Source organism: Pseudomonas moraviensis (assembly GCF_900105805.1).
Lineage (GTDB): Bacteria > Pseudomonadota > Gammaproteobacteria > Pseudomonadales > Pseudomonadaceae > Aquipseudomonas > Aquipseudomonas moraviensis_A.
Genome location: NZ_LT629788.1, coordinates 4282773 through 4303857 on the forward strand (window position 1 = coordinate 4282773; position 21085 = coordinate 4303857).

The following is a 21085-nucleotide window of genomic DNA, read 5'->3' on the forward strand; positions in this document are numbered from 1 at the left end:
TCAAGTTTCCACGTGCGCACCGGGACCGCGATGATTGGGTTGTGCCATGAGCCCCAAGCGACCGTAACTCAGTAGGCCGCGCGATAGATCTTCTCGATGTCGCCGGCGCTGAGTTGGCGCGGGTTGTTGCGCATCAGTCGCTCAATGCCGGCGGCCTCTACGGCCATGGCCGGGATCGCTTCTTCCGGCACGCCGAAACTGCGCAACCCGGCTGGAATTTCCACCGCCGCGCACAAATCGCTCATGGCCTGCACGGCTTTGTCCGCTGCTTCGCTGGCACTCAGATGAGCGGTCTTCACACCCATGGCTTCGGCAATATCCTGCATGCGTTCGACACAGGCCATTTTGTTCCAGGTCATCACATAGGGCAGCAACAAGGCGTTGCTGACGCCGTGGGCAATATTGAAACGCCCGCCCAGCGGATACGCCAGCGCATGCACCGCGCCGACTCCGGCATTGCCGAATGCCATGCCGGCCATCAGGCTGGCGGTGGCCATATCTTCGCGCGCTTGCAGGTTGGCGCCATTGGCGTAGGCCTTGGGCAAGGCGCCGGCGATCAGTTTGATCGCGCCAATGGCGAGGGAGTCAGTGATCGGCGAGGCATTCACCGACAGATACGACTCGATGGCATGCACCAGTGCATCGACGCCACTGGCGGCGGTGACACTGCGCGGACAGGTCAGGGTCATTTGCGGACTGACCAGCGCCACGTCCGGCAACAGATAGTCGCTGACGATGCCTTTCTTCAACTGCGCGACCTTGTCGGAGAGGATCGCCACGTTGGTGACTTCGGAACCGGTGCCGGCGGTAGTCGGGATGGCGATCAGCGGCGGGCCCTTGCGCGGCACCTGATCCACGCCGAACAAGTCTTCCAGCGCGCCGTGATAACCGGCGTAGGCGGCGACGCTCTTGGCGATGTCGATGGCGCTGCCACCGCCGAGGCCGATCAAACCGTCATGCCCGCCCTCACGGTAGGCGCGCATGCAGTCTTCGACGATGGCGATTTCCGGGTCGGGCAGCACCCGGTCGAAAATCTCGTAGTCGCGCCCGCCGAGTTGCACCAGCGCCAGCTCGACGGTGCCGGATTTGACCAGCGCCGCGTCAGTGACGATCAGTGGGTTGTCGACATCGAGGCGCGTGAGCTCCGCCGCCAGTTGCTCGATGGCTGCGGCGCCGGTGATCAGTTTGTGAGCGATTTTGAACTGGGACAGACTCATGGTGCGCAGCCTCTTATAGATGTGGGAGCTGGGCACAAGATTAGCTGGGGATTTGGGGTTGTCTGCTATTCAGGTGGTGAATGGTTGACCGGTAAAAGATCAAGAGCCCCTCACCCTAACCCTCTCCCGGAGGGAGAGGGGACTGACCGAGTTGTACTCTCGAAGTACATCGACCTGAATTACCGAGTCGAACTCCGGCCGCGAAAGCCACGAAGATCTGCTCCCTTCCCCCTCGCCCCCTTGGGGGAGAGGGCTGGGGTGAGGGGGTAAGCTTTTGATCTTGATTTTAGATCTGAGCGGTGCGCAGTTTTTCGCTGCGGCCGCGCAACCATTCCAGGGTCAGCAGCAGGATGACGGAGAACGCAATCAGCAACGTCGCCGCCGCCGCAATCGTCGGGCTGAGGTTCTCGCGAATCCCGCTGAACATCTGCCGTGGCAACGTCGCCTGCTCAGGCCCTGCGAGAAACAGCGTCACCACCACCTCGTCAAACGACGTCGCAAAGGCAAACAGCGCCCCGGAAATCACCCCGGGCGCAATCAGCGGCAAGGTCACACGGCGGAACGCGGTGAGCGGCGACGCCCCCAGGCTGGCCGCCGCGCGCACCAGATTGTGATTGAAGCCCTGCAACGTCGCCGACACGGTGATGATCACAAACGGCACCCCCAATACCGCGTGCACGACGATTAGCGAAAAGAAGCTGTTGCCCAGCCCCAGCGGCGCGAAGAACAGATAGCTCGCCACACCGATGATCACCACCGGCACCACCATCGGCGAAATCACCAGCGCCATCACCAGCGATTTGCCGGGGAAGTCGCCCCGGGTCAGGCCGATCGCCGCCAGGGTGCCGAAGATCATCGCCAGCACGGTCGCGGCCGGGGCGACGATGATGCTGTTCTTCAGCGCACGCATCCATTCCGCCGAAGCAAAGAAGTCGTGGTACCACTGCAGCGAGAAGCCCTGCAGCGGATAGACCAGGAAACTTCCCGAGTTGAACGACAGCGGCACGATCACCAGCACCGGCAGGATCAGGAACAGCAGGATCAGGCCGCAGAGGATCCGCAGGCTGTAGAACCACACCCGTTCGATGGGCGACATGTAAGGACTCAGCATCGCAAATTCCCCTTAGCTCAGGCGCAGGCGACTGGCGCCGACCAGCCAGCTGTAGATCAGATAAAGCACCACGGTCGCCAGCAACAGCAGACCGCCGAGCGCGGTGGCCATGCCCCAGTTGATGCTGGTGTTGGTGTAAAACGCGACGAAGTAGCTGACCATTTGGTCGTTCGGGCTGCCGAGCAGCGCCGGCGTGATGTAGTAGCCGATGGCGAGGATGAACACCAACAGGCAGCCGGCGCCGACACCGGCGTAGGTCTGCGGGAAGTACACGCGCCAGAAACTGGCGAACGGATGACAGCCGAGAGAAATCGCCGCGCGCATGTAGGTTGGCGAGATGCCTTTCATCACGCTGTAGATCGGCAGAATCATGAACGGCAGCAGGATGTGCACCATCGAGATGTACACGCCGGTGCGGTTGAACACCAGTTCCAGCGGTTTATCGATGATGCCCATGGCCAGCAGCGCGCTGTTGATCAGGCCGCCGGATTGCAGCAGCACGATCCAAGCCGCGACCCGCACCAGAATCGAGGTCCAGAACGGCAGCAGCACCAGAATCATCAACAGGTTGCTCTGCCGCGAAGGCAGGTTCGCCAGCAGGTAGGCCAGTGGATAGGCGAGCAACAGGCAGATCACGGTGATGACCAGGCCCATCCAGAAGGTACGGGCGAAGATGTCGAGGTAGATCGCCTGATCCGGGGTGGCCGGGGCCAGTTCGCCCAGGTCGTCGATGCGGTGATCGACTGCCGCCAGCAGGTAATACGGAGTGATGCTACTGGTGTTGCGTTTCACCGCTTGCCAGTAGGCCGGGTCGCCCCAACGCTCGTCGAGTGCTTCCAGGGCTTCTTTATAGGAGGCCGGTTCGCTGGCGAACGGCAGCGCCCGGGCGGTTTTGGTCAGCAGGCTGCGATAGCCGGCCAACTCCATGTTCAAGCGCTTGGACAGATCGCCCAGCGTCTGGTTTTTGCGGGCTTCGGCGAGGTCTTCGCTGGCCGCCTTGTACACCGGCTCGGCAGGCAGGCCACGACCGTCCCAACTGGCGATGGCGGTGACCGTGCGCGGCATGCCGCCAACCACTTCCGGGTTGCCGACGCTTTTATAGAGCAGCGCCACGATCGGCACCAGAAACACCAGCAGCAGAAACAGCACCAGCGGCGCAATCAGCGCCTGGGCCTTCCAGCGGTTGACCCGCTCGGCGCGCTTGAGCTTCTGCTTCAAGGTGGGGCTGGCGCCCTCGTTCAGGGGAACGGCGATGGCCATGACGTACTCCGCAAATCTTTGATCGTTACAGAGGTGGCGAACCGCCGCTGTTGTGTTGAACCACCACGCTGAGGATGGCGGCCCCTGTGGCGAGCGAGCTTGCTCGCGCTGGGCTGCGAAGCGGCCCCAAAATCGGGTTGGCACTGCCAATTTTGTGAGTGCTGGGCACTCAAGCGGGAGCAAGCTCCCTCGCCACAGGAGTTCTCATCCAGTTTTGAGCTGGGTTATTTTGCCGCCCAGGAATTGAAGCGCTGTTCCAGTTGTTCGCCGTTGTCAGCCCAGAAGCTGACGTCGATCTGCACCTGGTTGGCGATGTTTTCCGGGGTGGTCGGCATGTCTTTCAGGACATCCTTGGCCAGCAGCGGCACGGCCTGGGTGTTGGCCGGGCCGTAGGCGATGTTTTCCGAGTAGGTCTTCTGCTGCTGCGGCTGTACCGAGAAAGCGATGAATTTCTTCGCCGCTTCCGCGCGCTTGGCGTCCAGACCTTTCGGAATGGCCCAGGCATCGAAGTCGTAGATGCCGCCGTTCCATACCACTTTCAGATTGGATTCTTTCTGCACCGCCGCGATGCGACCGTTGTAGGCCGAGCTCATCACCACGTCACCGGAAGCGAGGTACTGCGGCGGCTGTGCGCCGGCTTCCCACCACTGAATGCTTGGCTTGAGCTCATCGAGTTTCTTGAAGGCGCGATCCTGTCCGCCCTTGCTCGCCAGCTCTTTGTAGACGTCTTTCGGCGCCACACCATCGGCCATCAGCGCAAATTCGAGGGTGTACTTGGCGCCTTTGCGCAGGCCACGCTTGCCGGGGAATTTCTTGGTGTCCCAGAAATCCGCCCAACTGGTCGGTGCAGTTTTCAGCTTGTCAGCGTTGTAAGCCAATACCGTCGACCAAACGAAGAAGCCCACGCCGCAAGGCTGAATCGCGCCTTTGACGTAGTCTTCGCTCTTGCCGAACAGCGCCGGGTCGAGTTGCTCGAACATGTCTTCGTCGCAACCACGGGACAGCTCTGGCGATTCAACTTCGACCAGGTCCCAGGACACGCTCTTGGTGTCGACCATGGCTTTGACCTTGGCCATTTCGCCGTTGTATTCGCCGGCAACGATCTTGCCGTTGCCCGCCGCTTCCCACGGTGCATAGAAGGCTTTGACTTGCGCCGCCTTGTTCGCCCCGCCAAACGACACCACGGTCAAGTCCGGGCCGGCAGCCATCGCGCCGGTCGCACCCATCAGGCCCAGAGTCAGGGCGGTGAACTTCAGGGATCTCAACATTTATTGTTCTCTCCACGTGCAGGGTTGGTGTTGGTATTGCCGGGGCGCTTGGTGCGCCTCTTAATGCGCTTCTGAAAGCGGATCGAGCGCGCGTACGTGCTCGACCTGCCAGCCAAGCGGTACCACGTCACCGACGCTGAGCGCAGGATCGAGCTCGGCAATCGGCTGTTTCACGAAGAAGTCGCTCTTGCCGCAGACTTCCAGGCGCACCCGAACGTGGTCGCCCAGATAGATGAATTCCGCCACCCTCCCTGAGAAGCGGTTGACACATTGATCGCTCGAACCATTGAGGCTGACGCGTTCCGGACGGATCGACAGGGTCACCGGCTCGCCGGTCTGGCCGACGTTGACTGCCAGCGCCTCGACCTTTTCGCCACGGCCCAACTCGACCACACAACGCTCGCCGCTCTGGCTGAGCAGGCGGCCGTTGAGGCGGTTGTTCTCGCCGATGAAGTTGGCGACGAAAGTGTTCTTCGGCTCTTCATACAGCGTGCGTGGCGGCGCGATCTGCTGGATCTCGCCTTGATGGAACACGGCAACACGGTCGGACATGGTCAGCGCTTCACCCTGATCGTGGGTCACGTAGACCACGGTCACGCCGAGGCGCTGGTGCAGGTGCTTGATCTCCATCTGCATGTGTTCACGCAATTGCTTGTCGAGGGCGCCGAGGGGTTCGTCCATCAGCACCAGTTGCGGTTCGAACACCAAGGCGCGGGCCAATGCCACGCGCTGCTGCTGACCACCAGACAACTGCGCCGGATAGCGCGAAGCGAAGGCATCGAGCTGAACCATGCTGAGGACTTTCTTTACCCGCTCGCTGACATCACTTTTGTTCAGGCCACGCACGGTCAGCGGAAACGCAAGGTTCTCTGCGACGGTCATGTGCGGGAACAGCGCGTAGTTCTGGAACACCATGCCGATGTCACGCTTGTGCGGCGGTACGTTGTTGATCGAACGCCCGGCGAGGAGGATTTCCCCGGCGGTCGGTGTTTCGAAACCGGCGAGCATCATCAGGCTGGTGGTCTTGCCGGAACCGGACGGCCCGAGCAGGGTGAGAAATTCGCCTTTGCGAATGTCCAGATTGAGGTCTTTGACGATCAGGTTCTCGCCGTCGTAGCTCTTCTGCACACCACGAAAGCTGACCAGCACATCACTGGTCCCTGCGCTTGTATAGACCTGGCTCATACCCACACCCTTGCTGTTGATGACTGCTTGTTCATCAAGCCTAGTGGCTGGCGCCAGCCACGCAAATCGGGGCGCAGGAGAGAATCGCTTAAGCACAATGGAAGGTTCGGGGTAGGGATTGCCCTACAAGGATGGCGCTAATGGATAAAGCAGTGGCGAGCGGTGAGCTGCAAGCCGCAAGCAAGGGCAAAAGCGGCTGTCGCTAATGGATATGCCTGCACGCAGATCCATTGTAGGAGTGAGCCTGCTCGCGATAGCGGTGCATCAGTCACTGAATTGTTTTCAGGAAGGACGCTATCGCGAGCAGGCTCACTCCTACAGTTGATAGCGGTGGGTCAGAGGAGTTTGTGTTCCATCGCGTATTTCACCAGTTCCGCCAGCGAGGTGATGTTGAGCTTTTGCATCAGCCGCGCCTTGTGGGTGCTGATGGTCTTGCTGCTCAGGGCCAGTTGCTGGGCGATATCGTTGACGTTGGCGCCCTGGGCCAGGCGTTCGAACACCGAGAATTCGCGTTCGGACAACAGCGAATGCAGCGGCCGCGTGTCGGTCAGCCCGACTTCGAAGACCATGCGGTCGGCCAGTTCCGGGTCAATGTAGCGCCCACCCGCCGCGACCTTGCGGATCGCCGTAAGCAGCAGCGCCGGATCGCTGTCCTTGGTCGCATACCCGGCCGCGCCGACCTTCAATGCGCGCGCAGCCATTTGCGCTTCGTCGTGCATCGACAGCACCAGAATCGCCGGCGGGTTGTTCAGCGCACGGATGCGCGGGATCGCTTCCAGGCCATTGACCCCGGGCATGGAGATGTCCAGCAGCACCACTTCGCACGGCACGCTGCGCAGGGTTTCCAGCAGTTGCTCGCCATTGCTCGCCTCCCCCACCACTTGCAGATCCTTGGCCAGGCCGATCAATTGCTTGATGCCCTCGCGGACGATGGTGTGGTCTTCGGCTACCAGTACACGGATCACGTTCTTCTCCTCAGCCAAAATATTTCGCGAGCAGGCTCGCTCCCACCTTGGAATGCATTCTCCCCGGTGGGAGCGAGCCTGCTCGCGAAGGCGTCAGCACTCACAACACAAACCTTCAGACCTCACTCACCGGCACCCACACCTTAAGACTGGTGCCCTCCCCCGGCTCGCTCTCCAGCTCCAGCCGCCCGCCCATGATCAGCACCCGCTCACGCATGCCGACCAGGCCAAACGACGTCGGCCGATCTTCAGCGGTGACAAATCCCACGCCATCATCGCTGACGGTCAGACACAATTCATCGCCCGCAAGCGCCAGCGTCAATTCCACCGTGTGCGCCTGAGCATGACGCATCACGTTGGTCAGCGCCTCCTGCAAAATCCGGAACAGCCCCACCGCTTTGGCATCGCTGAGCGCCGGCAGGTTGTCCGGCACCTGCACCAGACACGGAATCTGCGTGCGCGCCTCGAAGCGCCGCGCCTGCCACTCGATCGCCGAGGCAATCCCGGCATCGAGGATCGGCGGGCGCAACGCCGTCGCCACATCGCGCACCAGCTGAAATAGTTGTGCGATCAGGCGCTTCATGCTGTTGAGCCGTTCGTTCAGACCCGGATCGAGTTGCGCGTAGGCCAGTTCGCACATCGATGTCTCCAGTTTCAGCACGGTGAGCATCTGCCCCAGCTCATCATGAACTTCGCGGGCGATGCGCGCCTTCTCTTCTTCGCGCACGCTCTCCAGGTGCGCCGACAATTCACGCAACTGCTCGCGCGAAGCCGCCAGTTCCAGCTCGATGCGTTTGCTTTCGCTGATGTCCCAGACGATGCCGTCCCACACGTAGGCGCCGTCCTCCAGTTGTCGGGTGATCGCCTTGATCTCGGCCCAGCGCTGCTCGCCCTGGCGCGTGACGATGCGGCCCTGCCACGACCAGTCGCTGTCGGTGTCCAGCGCCTGATCCTGGGTGCGGTGATAACTGGCCTTGTCGTCGGGATGCACCAGACTGCGCAGGCCCATGTCGCGGTGAGCAATGGCCGCCGGCGCGTAGCCGACCAGCGTCTCGCTGCCCTCGCTGATGTAGGCAAAGTCGATCTGCCCGGTGACCGGCGCCCGTTCCAGCCGAAACACCAGGCCCGGGACGTTGGCGGCGATGCCTTGCAGGCGCGCTTCACTTTCCTGCAAAGCGGCCAGTGCGCGGCGCCGATCGGTGACGTCGGTGAGGTAGACCACCAGATATTCACTGTCACGAAAGCGCAGAAAACTCAGGGACACATCCGCCGGCAACACGCTGCCGTCGGCACGCAGGCAACTGGTTTCGAAGCTCAGCGGCCCTTCTTCACTGGCCCGCGCACGCTTCCACAGATTGAGCCAGCGGTCCATGTGCAGGCCGGGCTCGAAGTCGATCAGCGGCCGCTCGATCAGCCCGCCCGAGGGATAACCGAGCATGTTTTCCGCTGCGCGGTTGGCGTAGCGCACATGGCTGTCCCAATTGACCCACAGAATGCCAACGGTGCTTTGGTCGATGGAAAACTGCGTCAGCCGCAGCGCTTCTTCACTGGCTGCGCGCAACGCGATGTCCTCGCGGGCGCTGAGCAGGCGCTGTTCGAGGCTGTGCTGTTGGCGTCGCTGCCAGACCACGATCGCCACGCAACTGAACAGCATCGCGGCAAACAACAGGCTGAGGTTCTGCCAGAACCCCGGCGATTCGGCCAGCCGTGGGTATTTCGGTTGCAGCCACTGATTGTGCAGTTGTTCCAGATCCTTGGCCGGAATCGCACGCAAGGCGCTCTGGACGATGCCGGCCAGTTCCGGCCAATCCCGCCGTGACGCCACGCGCAGCAATTGCGGCAGGCCGATATCGCCGACCACCACCAGTTCGGCGAACTCCGGCTCCACCGAAAGGCGTCCCAACTGTGCTTCATCAACCACTGCGTAGGAGGCCTGCTGACTCAACAGCAACTGCAACGCCTGACGCTCCAACGGCACGCCTTGCAGATTCAGGTGCGGATAGTTGCTGCGCAGATAATCGGCGGTGCTGCTCGGCATGCGCACGGCGACGCGAGTCTGGCTGTCGAGTTTTTCCAGATCGACTGCGCCGCTGCTTTTCTGGTCGCTGACCACCAGCTGCGGCACGCGCATGTACGGGTCGGAAAATTGCCAGAGGCGCAGCGCGCCCGGCGTTTGACTCAGACCTGGGGCGATATCGATCTCACCCTCGCGCAACGCGCTTTCCAACTGCCCGAGGTCCTGGAAATTGCGCCAGCTCAGTTCCACGCCCAGGGTTCTGGCGAGCAGTTTCATCAACTCGACATTGGCCCCGGACAGGCGCTGCAGGCGCCGATCATAAGTCGCGTAGGGCGCCTGCAGGACCAGGCCGACGCGCAACTCATTGTGCTGCGCCAGCCATTGCTGCTGCTCTGGCGTCAGTTGCGCGGCATGGGCCGATGGCGCAGGCGCCGCCCAGCCCATCAAGGGAAACCACAAACAGCCGATAACCCACAGGCAGCAAAATCGCTTCATTGAAGTCTCATACACTGACAAATTCTGACCAACCCATTAGGCTGCCGGGATACTTTCTGGCCTGGAATAACCGATGCCCTCTGTCTACCGCCTGGCACTGCCAGCATTGTGCCTGTCGCTGATCCTGCCCTGTGCGTTTTCCGTCGAAGCCGCCGACCCGGCGCCCCCCGCCACGGACAAGCCCGCCGAAGAAAAACCGGCCGAGCGCCAGCCACTGCTTGAGCGTAGTCAGGAAGAGGCGGCCGCACTGCAACGTAAACTGCCGGCGCAAGAGCAGCAACAGTTACAGGCTGGCAGCGACACCTTCCTCGCCCTGTGGAAACCGGCCAACAGCGCCGAGCCCAAAGGTGCGGTGATCATCGTTCCCGGTGTTGGCGAAACCGCTGACTGGCCGCAGGCCGTCGGCCCGTTGCGGCGCAAATTGCCGGACGCCGGTTGGAGCACCCTGAGCATCACCCTGCCCGATCTGCAAGGCGACGCCATCGCCCCACGCGTGATCGAACCGGCCGCGGCGCCGAAAGCCCCGGAAACCACGAGCAAAGACGCGACCACTGCGCAACCGATCGAACAAGCCGCTGGCGGTGAAGCGGAAGTTGCTGAACAGGTCGTGGCGCAAACCAGCGAAGAACAAGCCAAGGCCGATGCCGAACGCGTCTTCGGACGGATCGACGCAGCGATCGCCTACGCCGAACAGCAGAGCGCGCGCAGCATTGTCGTGCTCGGTCACGGCACCGGTGCCTACTGGGCGGCGCGTTTTCTCAGCGAGCGACAAACGCCTCAGGTGGAAAAACTGGTCATGGTTGACGCGCAAGCACCGGCCAAAGCCCTGCCGCCACTCGCCGAACTGACGCCGACGCTGAAGCTGCCGACGGCGGATATTTTCTATATGGACAAAGCCCTCGATCGCAACGCGGCGCTGGAGCGCATGCAGGCCAGCAAGCGCCTGAAGACCTCGGCGTTCAGCCAGGTCGCGTTGAAGGTGTTGCCGGACAAAAAGGCTGAGCAGGAACAGCTGGTTCGACGGGTGCGGGGCTGGTTGAATCCACAAAATACGGACTGATAAAAGCAAAAGATCGCAGCCTTCGGCAGCGCCTACAGGAAAATGCATTCCAAGGGTAGGAGCTGCCGAAGGCTGCGATCTTCTGATCTTCAAGGGTCAGCGAAAATCCCGCCGCTCCCGAATCAACGTATAGGCATTGTGCAATTCCCGCGTCCGCTCGGTCGCCTCACGCACCTGGGCCGGCGTCGCGCCGCTGCCGGCAATCTTGTCCGGGTGATGGCGACTGAGCAATCGCCGGTAAGCGCGCTTGATCTGTGCCGGCTCGCTGCTCGCCGACACCCCAAGCAACTTCATCGCCTCCTGATAACTCACCGCCGCACTGACAATCGGCCGCTTGCCCGGCTCGTAATCGCTGGCCAGCGCTTGCACCTGCTGCGACGTCCAGCCCAGCCACTTGCCCCACTGCGCCAGCAACTCGCGTTCGCTGACACCGGCGCGACCATCGGCCCAGACCATTCGCCAACAGGCGCGCAACACACCTTCGGTCGCATGCGGTTGCGAACTCAGACGGCGCAGATAACCGCGCAGATTGTCGCTGCCGGACTTGCCACGATTGAACGCAGCAATGGCCCGCCGTGTCGCCGGCTCGCTCATCTCCAATGCGCGCATTTCATTGCGCGCCTGCTGGATATGCCCGTCCGTGACGCGCCCGTCGCTCTTGGCCAGACGCCCGAGCAAGACGAACAGCAGCTCATCGTTGCGCAGCATCGGCCGGCCGCCGAGCTTTTCCCGCAAGTGTCCCCAGCTCTGCAGCTGCAGGCGCCGATCCAGCGCCTGCCCCAACAACGCTCCAAGCATGGCCCCCGGTATGCTGGCAATCGCGTACCCCACTCCGGCTCCAATCAGAGTCCCTGGCCACAACATCTCAGCGACTCGCTTCTATCAGGGCTTCGGCTTCGGCCAAGCGTTCATGGGTACCCACATCCACCCAATGGCCCTTCAGGCGCTCGCCCGTGACTTCGCCGTCGGCCATGGCTTTGCGCAACAAAGGCGCGAGTTTGAAAGCACCGTCGCTGCAACCGTCGAACAGCTGCGGATGAAGCACGGCGATACCGCTGTAAGTCAGAGTAGGTGCATCAGGCTCGCCGTCCTGCACTTTGCCGTCGATCAGGGTGAAATCGCCCTTCGGGTGATGCGCCGGATTGTCCGCCAGCACCAGATGCGCCAAACCATTGATCGGCTGGTGCAGCACGCTGAAGTCGTAATCGGTCCAGATGTCGCCGTTGACCACCAGAAACGCATCGTCACCGAGCAACGGCAGCGCGCGGAAAATCCCGCCGCCGGTTTCCAGCGGCTCACCTTCCGGCGAGTATTGAATACTCAGGCCGAAACGCGACCCGTCGCCCAGATGATCTTCGATCTGCTGACCGAGCCAGGCGTGGTTGATGACGATGTCGTTGAAGCCTGCGGCCGCGAGGGCGCGCAGGTGATACTCGATCAGCGGCAGACCGCCGGCACGCACCAGCGGTTTGGGCGTGGTCAGGGTCAGGGGGCGCATGCGTTCGCCTTTGCCCGCCGCCAGAATCATTGCCTTCATGCCGTCGCTCCAGCATGCAAGCTGCTGAACAGCGCTTGCAGCTCCGCCAGTTCGGGACGGCGGGCGATCACTGCTTCTATATAAGAGAAGAAACGCGGCACGTCGGCCAGATAACGCGGCTTGCCGTCGCGATGGCAGATCCGCGCGAAGATGCCGATGACTTTCAGGTGACGCTGCACGCCCATCAGGTCGCTGGCGCGCAGGAAATCTTCGAAATCCGTCTGCACCGGAATATCCAGCGCCGAGGCCTGCTGCCAATAACTCTTCAGCCAGCCGCGTACACGTTCTTCAGGCCAGCTGAGGAACGCGTCCTTGAACAGGCAAGTAACGTCGTAAGTCACCGGGCCGTATACCGCATCCTGAAAATCCAGCACGCCGGGGTTGGGCTCGCTGAGCATCAGGTTGCGTGGCATGTAGTCGCGGTGCACCAGCACTTTCGGCTGCGCCAGCGCGCTGTCGATCAGCAGCTCGCTGATGTGCTGCCACTGTTGCTGCTGCGCCGCATCGAACTCGATGCCCAGCTCATGCTTGACGTACCACTCGGGGAACAACTCCAGTTCACGCCGCAACAGGGCGACGTCGTAACCGGGCAACGGTGCGACCATCGGCAACTGTTGAAAAGCCAACAGCGCTTGCAGGGCATCGTGGAATAACGCGTCGGCATTTTCGCCATCGATCACGTCAAGATAGGTCTTGTTGCCCAGGTCATTGAGCAAAAGAAAACCGCGCTCGAGGTCTTCGGCATAAATTTTCGGCACATTTATTCCGGATTTCGCCAGCAAAAAGGCGATATCCACGAACGGTTTGCAGTTTTCCTGCGGTGGCGGCGCGTCCATCACGACGAAGCTGCGACCGTCGCCCTCCCAACGGAAGTAACGACGGAAACTCGCGTCGCTGCTGGCCGCGGTCAACGTGGCCGGGGGCACGGTGCCCCAGCCCTGCTCGGCAAACAGCTTCGCCAACTGCTCATCGAGCCAAACTTTCAGGTGTTGCAAGCGTACATCTTGGTCAGGCATTGCAAGGGTCTCCGACGGCGCTAGCCGTCAAGCGGGTCATGCTTTATTATCCAGCATCTTTTTCAGACCATCGAGAGGCGTGCGGCCCACACCGCGGGCAGATGGCACGCAGGAAGCCCGGACTAATAAGATGGCATTGAAATCCCCCGCGTTTCGTAAAAAATTTCCGTTGTTGGTAACCGGCAGTCTGCTGGCTATGCAACCTCTGGCCAGTCAATTCGTTGTTGCCGCCGAGCAGTATGACTGCTCCGTCTCGGCTACGGGTGGCTGGGACTGTGCGCCCAAGTCGCCCGCCGCGGCATTGCCGCCGCGTCCGGTGCATGACGGCAGTGCCGTCAGCGCCGCCGGCGAGCCTGTGGCCGACAAGGGTTCCGACGCCGACACTGGCGCGAAAACCGCACTGGTCACCGAAGCCAAGGGCCGCGGCCTGAAATCCCGTAGCGAAGACTACAGTCACCTCGACTGGGTTCCGCGCGAGAAGCTCACCGCCGCCCAATTGGCCGAGACCGGTCCTTACTGCTCTGGTTCCTATATCGAACCGATTCGTCCTGGCATGAATGACAAGACGAATAAAAGTGATGCGCCGACCTTCATCGGTGCCAAAGCATCGCGTTACGAGCAGGACACCCAGGTCGCCAGCCTCGCCGGTGACGTGATCATGCGTCAGGGCAGCATGCAGGTCGAAGCCGACGAGGCCAACCTGTATCAGGCCGAGAGCCGTGGCGAACTGGCCGGCAACGTACGCATCCGCGACAACGGTGCGCTGATCGTCGGCGACCACGCCGATGTGCAGCTCGACACCGGTGAAGCCAAGGTCGACAACGCCGAGTACGTGATGCACAAATCGCGCATCCGCGGTAACGCGCTGTACGCCAAGCGTGCCGAGAACGCGATCATCCGCTTGAAGGACGGCACGTACACCACGTGCGAACCGAACAGCAACGCGTGGCAGCTCAAGGGCAACAACATCACCCTGAACCCGGCCACCGGTTTCGGTACCGCGACCAACGTGACCTTGCGCGTCAAAGACATTCCGATTCTGTACACGCCGTACATCTACTTCCCGATCGATGACCGCCGTCAGTCAGGCTTCCTGCCGCCGACCATCGGTTCGGGCAGCGACACCGGCTTCATGTTGGTCACGCCTTACTACTTCAACCTGGCGCCGAACTATGACGCCACGTTGTACCCGCGCTACATGAGCAAGCGCGGCATGCTGGTGGAAGGCGAATTCCGTTACCTGACCAAGTCGAGTGAAGGTCAGTTCGGGGCCTCGTACCTGAACGACGAGAACGACGATCGCAAACGCCAGTCCGACTACAACGAGACTCGCTACATGTACAACTGGCAGCACAAGGGCGGTCTCGACTCCCGCGTGCTGACCCAGGTCGATTACACCAAGATCAGTGACCCCTACTACTTCCAGGATCTGGAAACCGACCAGATTGGCGTTAAGAGCAGTGACTTTGTGAATCAACAAGGTCTGGTTTCTTACCGTGGTGATTCCTATACCGCCACGTTGAACGCTCAGAAGTATCAGTTGGCCACCGTTTCGAACATTACGCCTTACGGACGTCTGCCGCAGATCACCTTCAATGGTCAACTGCCCTATCATCCAGAAGGCCTCGATTTCGATTATCAGACCGAGCTGGTGCGTTTCGACCGCGACCTGAGAAGCGGCACCTTTGTCCAGGAAGACGGCATTACCACCGAGCCGCGTCTGGACAACAACATCACCGGCCTGGCTCGTGCCAATGGCGATCGCTTGAATCTGAAGCCGGGCGTCAGCCTGCCGATGAGCTGGACATATGGCTTCCTGAAGCCATCGCTGAAATATCAGTACACCCAATATCAGCTTGATCTGGACAACACCGGTAAAGCGCAGATCGATGCGCTGTCGCCAGCAAACCAGAAGCTCTACGGCAAGTTCGACAGCAACCAGAATCGTGGCGTACCGATCGCCAGCATTGATAGCGGCCTCTACTTCGACCGAAATACTTCGTACTTCGGCAAGAACTATCGCCAGACTCTGGAACCACGCCTGTTCTACCTGTACGTCCCTGAGGTCGATCAGGAAGATATTCCGGTGTTCGATACCAGCGAAACGACGTTCAGCTACTCCTCGCTGTTCCGTGACAACCGCTTTACCGGCGCCGACCGTGTCGGGGACGAAAACAAGCTGTCGCTGGGCGTAACCAGCCGCTGGATCGAAGACAATGGTTTCGAGCGTCAGCGCATCAGCGTAGGCCAGGCTTATTACTTCAAGAATCGCGAAGTGCAGTTGCCTGGTATCGATGCGAAAACCCGTGAAGATTCCAAATCCAGTGTCTCGCCGTACGCGCTTGAATACGAGTACCGCTGGAACCGCGACTGGCGCGCCACAGCCGACTACAACTGGGACCCGGACAGCCGCAGCCCGCGCTCCGGCAGTGCGATGTTCCACTACCAGCCAGCAGACAACCCGAACAAGGTCATCAATGCCGGCTATCGCTATCGTAATGATCAGGTTCGTTACGACCAGAACACCGGTCAGTGGTCGGTGGGCGGTGGTGACTACGGCGTTCCCGGGCAGCCTGGCTACGTGAAGGATTACTACAAGATCCAGCAGCATGACTTCTCCGTCATCTGGCCGATCGTTCCACAGTGGAACGCCATCAGCCGCTGGCAGTACGACTACAACCGCAATCGCACCCTGGAAGCCTTCGGTGGTTTCGAATACGACAACTGCTGCTGGAAACTGCGCCTGATCAATCGTTACTGGGTTTCCTATGACGAGTTCAGCCAGGAAGCTCCGCAAAACGAAAAAGGCGACCATGGCGTCTTCCTCCAAATTGTTCTGAAGGGGCTCGGCGGCCTGACTGGCGCCAAGGTAGAGAGCTTCCTCGACAAAGGCATTCAAGGTTATCGTGAACGTGAAGACCAAGCTTTCTGATTGTCTGCGCCCGCTGCTGCTGGGCGCGCTGTTCCTGGGTACGGCGGCCAACGCCGCCGTGCAGTCCATCGATAAAGTGGTAGCGATTGTCGACAACGACGTGGTCATGCAGAGCCAACTGGACCAGCGCGTTCACGAAGTTCAGCAGACCATCGCCAAGCGCGGGGGCGGCCTGCCGCCTCCGGGCGTGCTCGATCAGCAAGTGCTCGAGCGCCTGATCGTCGAAAACCTGCAATTGCAGATCGGCGAACGTTCCGGTATCCGCATCACTGACGAAGAACTCAACCAGGCCGTCGGCACCATCGCCCAGCGCAACAACATGACTGTTGATCAGTTCCGCGCTGCGCTGGCTCGTGATGGCCTGAACTATGAAGACGCCCGTGATCAGATCAAACGCGAAATGATCATCAGCCGTGTGCGTCAGCGACGCGTGGCAGAACGCATTCAGGTTTCGGAGCAGGAAGTGAAGAACTTCCTCGCCTCCGACCTGGGCAAAATGCAGCTGTCCGAAGAACTGCACCTGGCCAACATCCTGATCCCGACCCCGGAAAGCGCCAACTCTGATGCCATTCAGAGCGCTGCGCGCCAGGCGATGGAGGTTTACCAGCAGCTCAAGCAAGGCGCTGACTTCGGTCAGATGGCCGTGGCCAAGTCGGGCAGCGACAACGCGCTGGAAGGCGGCGACATGGGCTGGCGTAAAGCCGCGCAACTGCCACCGCCGTTCGATCGTCAACTGAGCAGCATGGCCGTCGGCGACATCACCCAACCTGCACGCACCCCGGGCGGTTTCATCATTCTGAAGCTGCTGGGCAAGCGTGGCGGCGAAGCGCAGATGCGCGACGAAGTGCATGTGCGGCACATCCTGGTCAAGCCAAGCCCGATCCGCGACGAGGCCAAGACCAAGGCACTGGTGCAATCGTTGTATGACCGCATCAGCGCCGGCGAAGACTTTGCCGAGCTGGCAAAAAACTACTCGGAAGATCCGGGTTCCGCGCTCAATGGCGGCGACCTGAACTGGATCGACCCGAACGTACTCGTACCGGAATTCCGCGAAGTGATGGCCTCGACTCCACAAGGCCAGCTGTCCAAGCCATTCCAGACCCAATACGGCTGGCACGTGCTGGAAGTCCTTGGCCGTCGCGCCACCGACAGCACCGAGCAGGCCCGTGAGCAGCAAGCCATGACCGTACTGCGTAACCGCAAATACGACGAAGAGCTGCAAACCTGGCTGCGTCAGATCCGTGACGAAGCGTACGTAGAGATCAAACTCCCTGGTGCAGACCAGGCAGCGCAGTGAAACCCAAGCGTTTCGCGCTGACACCCGGCGAACCAGCCGGCATCGGTCCCGACCTGTGCCTGCTGCTCGCCTCGCAAGCCCAGCCACATCCCCTGATTGCCATCACCAGCCGCGACCTGCTCCTTGAGCGGGCCGCGCAACTGGGGCTGGTCGTCAATCTGCTGGATGTCACCCCGGATCAGTGGCCTGATGTTCCGGCACCCGCCGGTGGCCTGTATGTCTGGGATACGCCGCTCAGCGCACCGGTAGTTGCCGGGCAACTGGACAAGTCCAACGCGGCGTTCGTCCTCGAAACCCTGACCCGCGCCGGCAACGGCTGCCTGAACGGCGACTTCGCCGGGATGATCACAGCGCCGGTGCATAAAGGCGTGATCAACGAGTCAGGCATCGCCTTCTCCGGACACACCGAGTTTCTTGCCGACCTGACGCACACCGCGCAAGTGGTCATGATGCTTGCGACGCGTGGTTTGCGCGTGGCGCTGGTCACCACGCACCTGCCCCTGCGCGAGATTGCCGATGCGATCACCCCAGAGCGGCTGGAGCGCGTCACGCGAATCCTGCACGCCGATCTGCGAGACAAATTCGGCATTGCCCAGCCACGCATTCTGGTCTGCGGACTCAATCCGCATGCCGGTGAAGGCGGCCACCTGGGCCATGAAGAAATCGACATCATCGAACCGACCCTGGAGCGCCTGCGCAGCGAGGGCATGGACCTTCGTGGCCCGCTGCCTGCCGACACTCTGTTTACCCCCAAATATCTGGAGCACTGCGATGCAGTGCTGGCGATGTACCACGACCAGGGCTTGCCCGTGCTCAAGTACAAAGGCTTCGGCGCTGCCGTCAACGTGACGCTGGGCCTGCCGATCATCCGCACCTCGGTCGACCATGGCACCGCCCTGGACCTGGCCGGCAGCGGCAGGATCGACACCGGCAGCCTGCAAGTGGCCCTGGAAACCGCCTACCAGATGGCCGAGACCCGTTTATGAACGAGCAATACCAACACAAGGCGCGCAAACGCTTTGGTCAGAACTTTCTCCACGATGCTGGCGTTATCGACCGCATCCTGCGCTCGATCCATGCCAAGGCTGACGACCGCCTGCTGGAAATCGGCCCGGGCCAAGGTGCCCTGACCCAAGGCTTGCTTGGCTCCGGCGCCCAACTCGACGTGGTGGAACTGGACAAGGATCTGATCCCGATCCTCAACCAGCAGTTTGCCGGCCTGAGCAATTTCAACCTGCATCAGGGCGATGCGCTGAAATTCGACTTCAATACGCTGAACGCCGCGCCGAACAGCCTGCGGGTGGTCGGCAATCTGCCGTACAACATCTCCACGCCGCTGATTTTCCACCTGCTGAACAACGCCGGCATCATCCGCGACATGCACTTCATGTTGCAGAAAGAAGTGGTCGAGCGCCTGGCCGCAGGCCCGGGTGGCGGTGACTGGGGTCGTCTGTCGATCATGGTTCAGTACCATTGCCGCGTCGAACATCTGTTCAACGTCGGCCCGGGCGCGTTCAATCCGCCGCCGAAAGTCGACTCGGCGATCGTTCGTCTGGTGCCCCACGCGGTATTGCCACACCCGGCCAAGGATCACAAGTTGCTCGAGCGCGTTGTGCGCGAAGCGTTCAATCAGCGCCGCAAAACCCTGCGCAATACCCTCAAGCAATTGCTCAGCAACGCCGAAATCGAAGCCGCCGGCGTCGATGGCAGCCTGCGTCCCGAGCAACTTGATCTGGCCGCATTCGTGCGCCTGGCCGACCAGCTCGCGATACAGGTACCGGCAGCTCCCGCCGCCGACTGACCAGCGATGAACGCTATCGGGCAGCACTCCACTCTGGTTTACTGCCCGATACTTGCCTAGACTGATTCCCCATCAGCTACGCCCCGCGTTCCGCTTCGTTAAGGCCTTCTTGCATGTCCGATTCCCGTTATCAGGTCGATGTCAGCGTCGTCACCCACTATCTGGCAGACCAATCGCAACCCGAACACGACCGTTTCGCCTTCGCCTACACCATTACCGTGCAGAACAACGGTGAGATTGCGGCCAAACTTCTCTCCCGGCATTGGGTGATTACCGATGGCAATGGCCATGTCGAAGAAGTGCGCGGTGAAGGGGTCGTCGGCCAGAAGCCGCTGATCGCCGCGGGCGAAAGCCACACGTATACCAGCGGCACGGTAATGATCACCAAGGTCGGCACCATGCAGGGCACCTATCAAATGCTCGCCGATGACGGCAAGCATTTCGATGCAGTCATCAAACCGTTTCGCCTCGCTGTACCCGGAGCCCTGCACTGATGACGACTTACGCCGTCGGTGACCTGCAGGGCTGCCTCGAACCGCTCAAGTGTCTGCTCAAGCAAGTTGCCTTTGACCCGGAGCTGGATCGGCTGTGGCTCGTGGGCGACCTGGTCAATCGTGGCCCGCAGTCGCTGGAAACCCTGCGCTTTCTCTACCAGATGCGTGAGTCACTGGTGTGCGTGCTCGGTAATCACGACCTGCATCTGCTGGCCGCTGCGAAGAAAATCGAGCGTTTGAAGAAAAGCGACACGTTGCGCGAAATCATCGAGGCGCCGGATGGCCCGCAACTGATGGAATGGCTGCGCCAGCAGAAGCTGATGCATTACGACGAAATCCGTGATGTCGCCATGGTTCACGCTGGCATCCCGCCACAATGGTCGCTGCGCCGCGCCTTGAAGTGCGCCGCCGAAGTCGAGACCGCGCTGCGCGACGACAACGTGTTCCCCGCCTACCTCGACGGCATGTACGGCAACGAGCCGGCAAAGTGGGATAACGACCTCAAAGGCATCGAACGCCTGCGGGTGATCACCAATTACTTCACGCGCATGCGCTTTTGCACCGCCGAGGGCAAGCTTGACCTCAAGAGCAAGGAAGGCCTCGACAGCGCCCCGCCCGGCTACAAGCCGTGGTTTCAGCACAAGGAGCGCAAGACCAAGGGCCTGCGCATCATTTTTGGTCACTGGGCAGCGCTTGAAGGCAATATCCACGAGCCGGGCATTTCAGCGCTGGACACCGGATGCGTATGGGGCGGCAGCCTGACGCTGATGAACGTCGACAGCGGCGAACGCCTTTCATGCAAATGCGATGAACACGGCGGGCTTGCGCACACGGTCGCGCCACTTATCTCCGAATCTTCGCCAGTCGGCGCACCGCGCTAGACTGCGCCTTCAGTTGAGCAACAGGAACTTTGTCATGAGCGAATTCAAACGAATCCCCCCGGAACAGGCCCAGGCCCTGCGTGAACAAGGCGCCGTCGTAGTCGACGTGCGCGACCCGGCTACCTTTGCCTCACTGCATATCAGCGGCTCGAAGCATCTCGACAACCATTCGCTGCACGCTTTCATTCAAGGCGCCGACCTGGATGCACCGACCGTCGTGGTCTGCTACCACGGCAATTCCAGTCAGGGCGCAGCTGCCTATCTGGTCGGCCAAGGTTTCTCCGACGTCTACAGCATGGATGGCGGTTTTGAGCTGTGGCGTACGACCTATCCTTCGGAAACTGCACAAGGCAGCGAAGAATAATTTTTTTGCGCGGCGCAGGCCCCGGCTTCCGTGGGCCTGCGCGCGGCAGACAAACGGTCTGCCACAACTAATTACGTATCTCGCCTTTACCTCTCGAATTCCCAACTATCCTTAAGCGCAGGCCATCCAAAACAGGGGAGAGCCGGTACACCGGCGCGCGGGTCATCGGGAGTAGCTTTCGCGGT

The 21085-nt window shown here is 61.2% G+C and carries 18 protein-coding genes; 8 read left to right on the forward strand and 10 right to left on the reverse strand.

The window, feature by feature from the left end; translation table 11 throughout:
• Window positions 1-68: 68 nt before the first annotated feature.
• The 7 genes from BLU71_RS19225 to BLU71_RS19255 form a co-directional block, all read right to left on the reverse strand.
• Window positions 69-1217 (reverse strand): iron-containing alcohol dehydrogenase, encoded by a 1149-nt coding sequence (locus BLU71_RS19225; RefSeq protein WP_083353687.1) that lies wholly within the window; start codon window positions 1215-1217, stop codon window positions 69-71.
• Between the two features lie 286 nt (window positions 1218-1503).
• Window positions 1504-2328 carry an ABC transporter permease gene (locus BLU71_RS19230; RefSeq protein WP_042610426.1) on the reverse strand — a complete coding sequence of 275 codons (825 nt, stop codon included), beginning with the start codon at window positions 2326-2328 and terminating at the stop codon, window positions 1504-1506.
• 12 nt (window positions 2329-2340) lie between these two features.
• Window positions 2341-3588: an ABC transporter permease gene (locus BLU71_RS19235; protein ID WP_039757732.1), complete on the reverse strand. Its 1248-nt coding sequence runs from the start codon at window positions 3586-3588 to the stop codon at window positions 2341-2343.
• Between the two features lie 224 nt (window positions 3589-3812).
• The gene (locus BLU71_RS19240) at window positions 3813-4856 is read right to left on the reverse strand and encodes an ABC transporter substrate-binding protein (RefSeq protein ID WP_042610425.1); all 1044 of its coding nucleotides are present in this window, start codon (window positions 4854-4856) and stop codon (window positions 3813-3815) included.
• A 60-nt stretch (window positions 4857-4916) separates the two neighbouring features.
• Complete coding sequence (locus BLU71_RS19245; RefSeq protein ID WP_083353688.1) at window positions 4917-6041, reverse strand: ABC transporter ATP-binding protein; 1125 nt, start codon at window positions 6039-6041, stop codon at window positions 4917-4919.
• Window positions 6042-6376: 335 nt separating this feature from the next.
• Window positions 6377-7006, reverse strand: coding sequence for a response regulator transcription factor (locus BLU71_RS19250; protein WP_003228820.1), 630 nt, complete (start codon window positions 7004-7006; stop codon window positions 6377-6379).
• Window positions 7007-7121: 115 nt separating this feature from the next.
• The gene (locus BLU71_RS19255; protein WP_083353689.1) at window positions 7122-9518 is read right to left on the reverse strand and encodes a PAS domain-containing sensor histidine kinase; all 2397 of its coding nucleotides are present in this window, start codon (window positions 9516-9518) and stop codon (window positions 7122-7124) included.
• A 73-nt stretch (window positions 9519-9591) separates the two neighbouring features.
• Here BLU71_RS19255 and BLU71_RS19260 point away from each other — a divergent pair, with 73 nt between their 5' ends.
• Window positions 9592-10578, forward strand: coding sequence for an alpha/beta hydrolase family protein (locus tag BLU71_RS19260; protein WP_083353690.1), 987 nt, complete (start codon window positions 9592-9594; stop codon window positions 10576-10578).
• A gap of 96 nt (window positions 10579-10674) precedes the next feature.
• Here the strand turns inward: BLU71_RS19260 and BLU71_RS19265 are convergent, their stop codons facing one another.
• The 3 genes from BLU71_RS19265 to BLU71_RS19275 are packed head-to-tail and all read right to left on the reverse strand — an operon-like array spanning window position 10675 to window position 13131.
• On the reverse strand, window positions 10675-11442 hold the full coding sequence (locus BLU71_RS19265) for a TerB family tellurite resistance protein (protein WP_042610124.1): 768 nt from the start codon (window positions 11440-11442) through the stop codon (window positions 10675-10677).
• A gap of 1 nt (window position 11443) precedes the next feature.
• Window positions 11444-12115 (reverse strand): N-acetylmuramate alpha-1-phosphate uridylyltransferase MurU, encoded by a 672-nt coding sequence (murU, locus tag BLU71_RS19270; RefSeq protein WP_083353691.1) that lies wholly within the window; start codon window positions 12113-12115, stop codon window positions 11444-11446.
• Window positions 12112-13131: an aminoglycoside phosphotransferase family protein gene (locus BLU71_RS19275; protein WP_065616558.1), complete on the reverse strand. Its 1020-nt coding sequence runs from the start codon at window positions 13129-13131 to the stop codon at window positions 12112-12114. The genes murU and BLU71_RS19275 overlap by 4 nt, the downstream gene beginning before the upstream one ends.
• A 130-nt stretch (window positions 13132-13261) precedes the next feature.
• On the opposite strand from BLU71_RS19275, the gene BLU71_RS19280 reads away from it, so the two are divergent.
• The 7 genes from BLU71_RS19280 (at window position 13262) to glpE (ending at window position 20900) form a co-directional block, all read left to right on the forward strand.
• Entirely contained in the window at window positions 13262-16063 is a 2802-nt protein-coding gene (locus tag BLU71_RS19280) for an LPS-assembly protein LptD (protein WP_042610121.1), read from the forward strand.
• Entirely contained in the window at window positions 16038-17360 is a 1323-nt protein-coding gene (gene surA, locus BLU71_RS19285) for a peptidylprolyl isomerase SurA (protein ID WP_173867360.1), read from the forward strand. Before BLU71_RS19280 ends, surA begins: the two co-directional genes overlap by 26 nt.
• A complete protein-coding gene (pdxA, locus tag BLU71_RS19290; RefSeq protein WP_083353693.1) occupies window positions 17357-18346 on the forward strand; it encodes a 4-hydroxythreonine-4-phosphate dehydrogenase PdxA in 990 nt (329 codons plus the stop codon). The genes surA and pdxA overlap by 4 nt, the downstream gene beginning before the upstream one ends.
• The gene (rsmA, locus tag BLU71_RS19295) at window positions 18343-19161 is read left to right on the forward strand and encodes a 16S rRNA (adenine(1518)-N(6)/adenine(1519)-N(6))-dimethyltransferase RsmA (protein WP_083353694.1); all 819 of its coding nucleotides are present in this window, start codon (window positions 18343-18345) and stop codon (window positions 19159-19161) included. Before pdxA ends, rsmA begins: the two co-directional genes overlap by 4 nt.
• Before the next feature lie 113 nt (window positions 19162-19274).
• Window positions 19275-19655: a Co2+/Mg2+ efflux protein ApaG gene (gene apaG, locus BLU71_RS19300; protein ID WP_042610118.1), complete on the forward strand. Its 381-nt coding sequence runs from the start codon at window positions 19275-19277 to the stop codon at window positions 19653-19655.
• Entirely contained in the window at window positions 19655-20536 is an 882-nt protein-coding gene (locus tag BLU71_RS19305) for a symmetrical bis(5'-nucleosyl)-tetraphosphatase (protein ID WP_083353695.1), read from the forward strand. Before apaG ends, BLU71_RS19305 begins: the two co-directional genes overlap by 1 nt.
• A gap of 34 nt (window positions 20537-20570) precedes the next feature.
• Window positions 20571-20900 carry a thiosulfate sulfurtransferase GlpE gene (glpE, locus tag BLU71_RS19310; protein WP_042610116.1) on the forward strand — a complete coding sequence of 110 codons (330 nt, stop codon included), beginning with the start codon at window positions 20571-20573 and terminating at the stop codon, window positions 20898-20900.
• Window positions 20901-21085 lie beyond the last annotated feature (185 nt).

What these genes read in the sequence shown, in the direction of transcription:
- BLU71_RS19225 (WP_083353687.1), bottom strand. Translation starts at nt 1,217, where the DNA reads ATGAGTCTGTCCCAGTTCAAAATCGCTCACAAACTGATCACCGGCGCC.
- BLU71_RS19230 (WP_042610426.1), bottom strand. Translation starts at nt 2,328, where the DNA reads ATGCTGAGTCCTTACATGTCGCCCATCGAACGGGTGTGGTTCTACAGC.
- BLU71_RS19235 (WP_039757732.1), bottom strand. Translation starts at nt 3,588, where the DNA reads ATGGCCATCGCCGTTCCCCTGAACGAGGGCGCCAGCCCCACCTTGAAG.
- BLU71_RS19240 (WP_042610425.1), bottom strand. Translation starts at nt 4,856, where the DNA reads ATGTTGAGATCCCTGAAGTTCACCGCCCTGACTCTGGGCCTGATGGGT.
- BLU71_RS19245 (WP_083353688.1), bottom strand. Translation starts at nt 6,041, where the DNA reads ATGAGCCAGGTCTATACAAGCGCAGGGACCAGTGATGTGCTGGTCAGC.
- BLU71_RS19255 (WP_083353689.1), bottom strand. Translation starts at nt 9,518, where the DNA reads ATGAAGCGATTTTGCTGCCTGTGGGTTATCGGCTGTTTGTGGTTTCCC.
- BLU71_RS19260 (WP_083353690.1), top strand. Translation starts at nt 9,592, where the DNA reads ATGCCCTCTGTCTACCGCCTGGCACTGCCAGCATTGTGCCTGTCGCTG.
- BLU71_RS19265 (WP_042610124.1), bottom strand. Translation starts at nt 11,442, where the DNA reads ATGTTGTGGCCAGGGACTCTGATTGGAGCCGGAGTGGGGTACGCGATT.
- murU (WP_083353691.1), bottom strand. Translation starts at nt 12,115, where the DNA reads ATGAAGGCAATGATTCTGGCGGCGGGCAAAGGCGAACGCATGCGCCCC.
- BLU71_RS19275 (WP_065616558.1), bottom strand. Translation starts at nt 13,131, where the DNA reads ATGCCTGACCAAGATGTACGCTTGCAACACCTGAAAGTTTGGCTCGAT.
- BLU71_RS19280 (WP_042610121.1), top strand. Translation starts at nt 13,262, where the DNA reads ATGGCATTGAAATCCCCCGCGTTTCGTAAAAAATTTCCGTTGTTGGTA.
- rsmA (WP_083353694.1), top strand. Translation starts at nt 18,343, where the DNA reads ATGAACGAGCAATACCAACACAAGGCGCGCAAACGCTTTGGTCAGAAC.
- apaG (WP_042610118.1), top strand. Translation starts at nt 19,275, where the DNA reads ATGTCCGATTCCCGTTATCAGGTCGATGTCAGCGTCGTCACCCACTAT.
- BLU71_RS19305 (WP_083353695.1), top strand. Translation starts at nt 19,655, where the DNA reads ATGACGACTTACGCCGTCGGTGACCTGCAGGGCTGCCTCGAACCGCTC.
- glpE (WP_042610116.1), top strand. Translation starts at nt 20,571, where the DNA reads ATGAGCGAATTCAAACGAATCCCCCCGGAACAGGCCCAGGCCCTGCGT.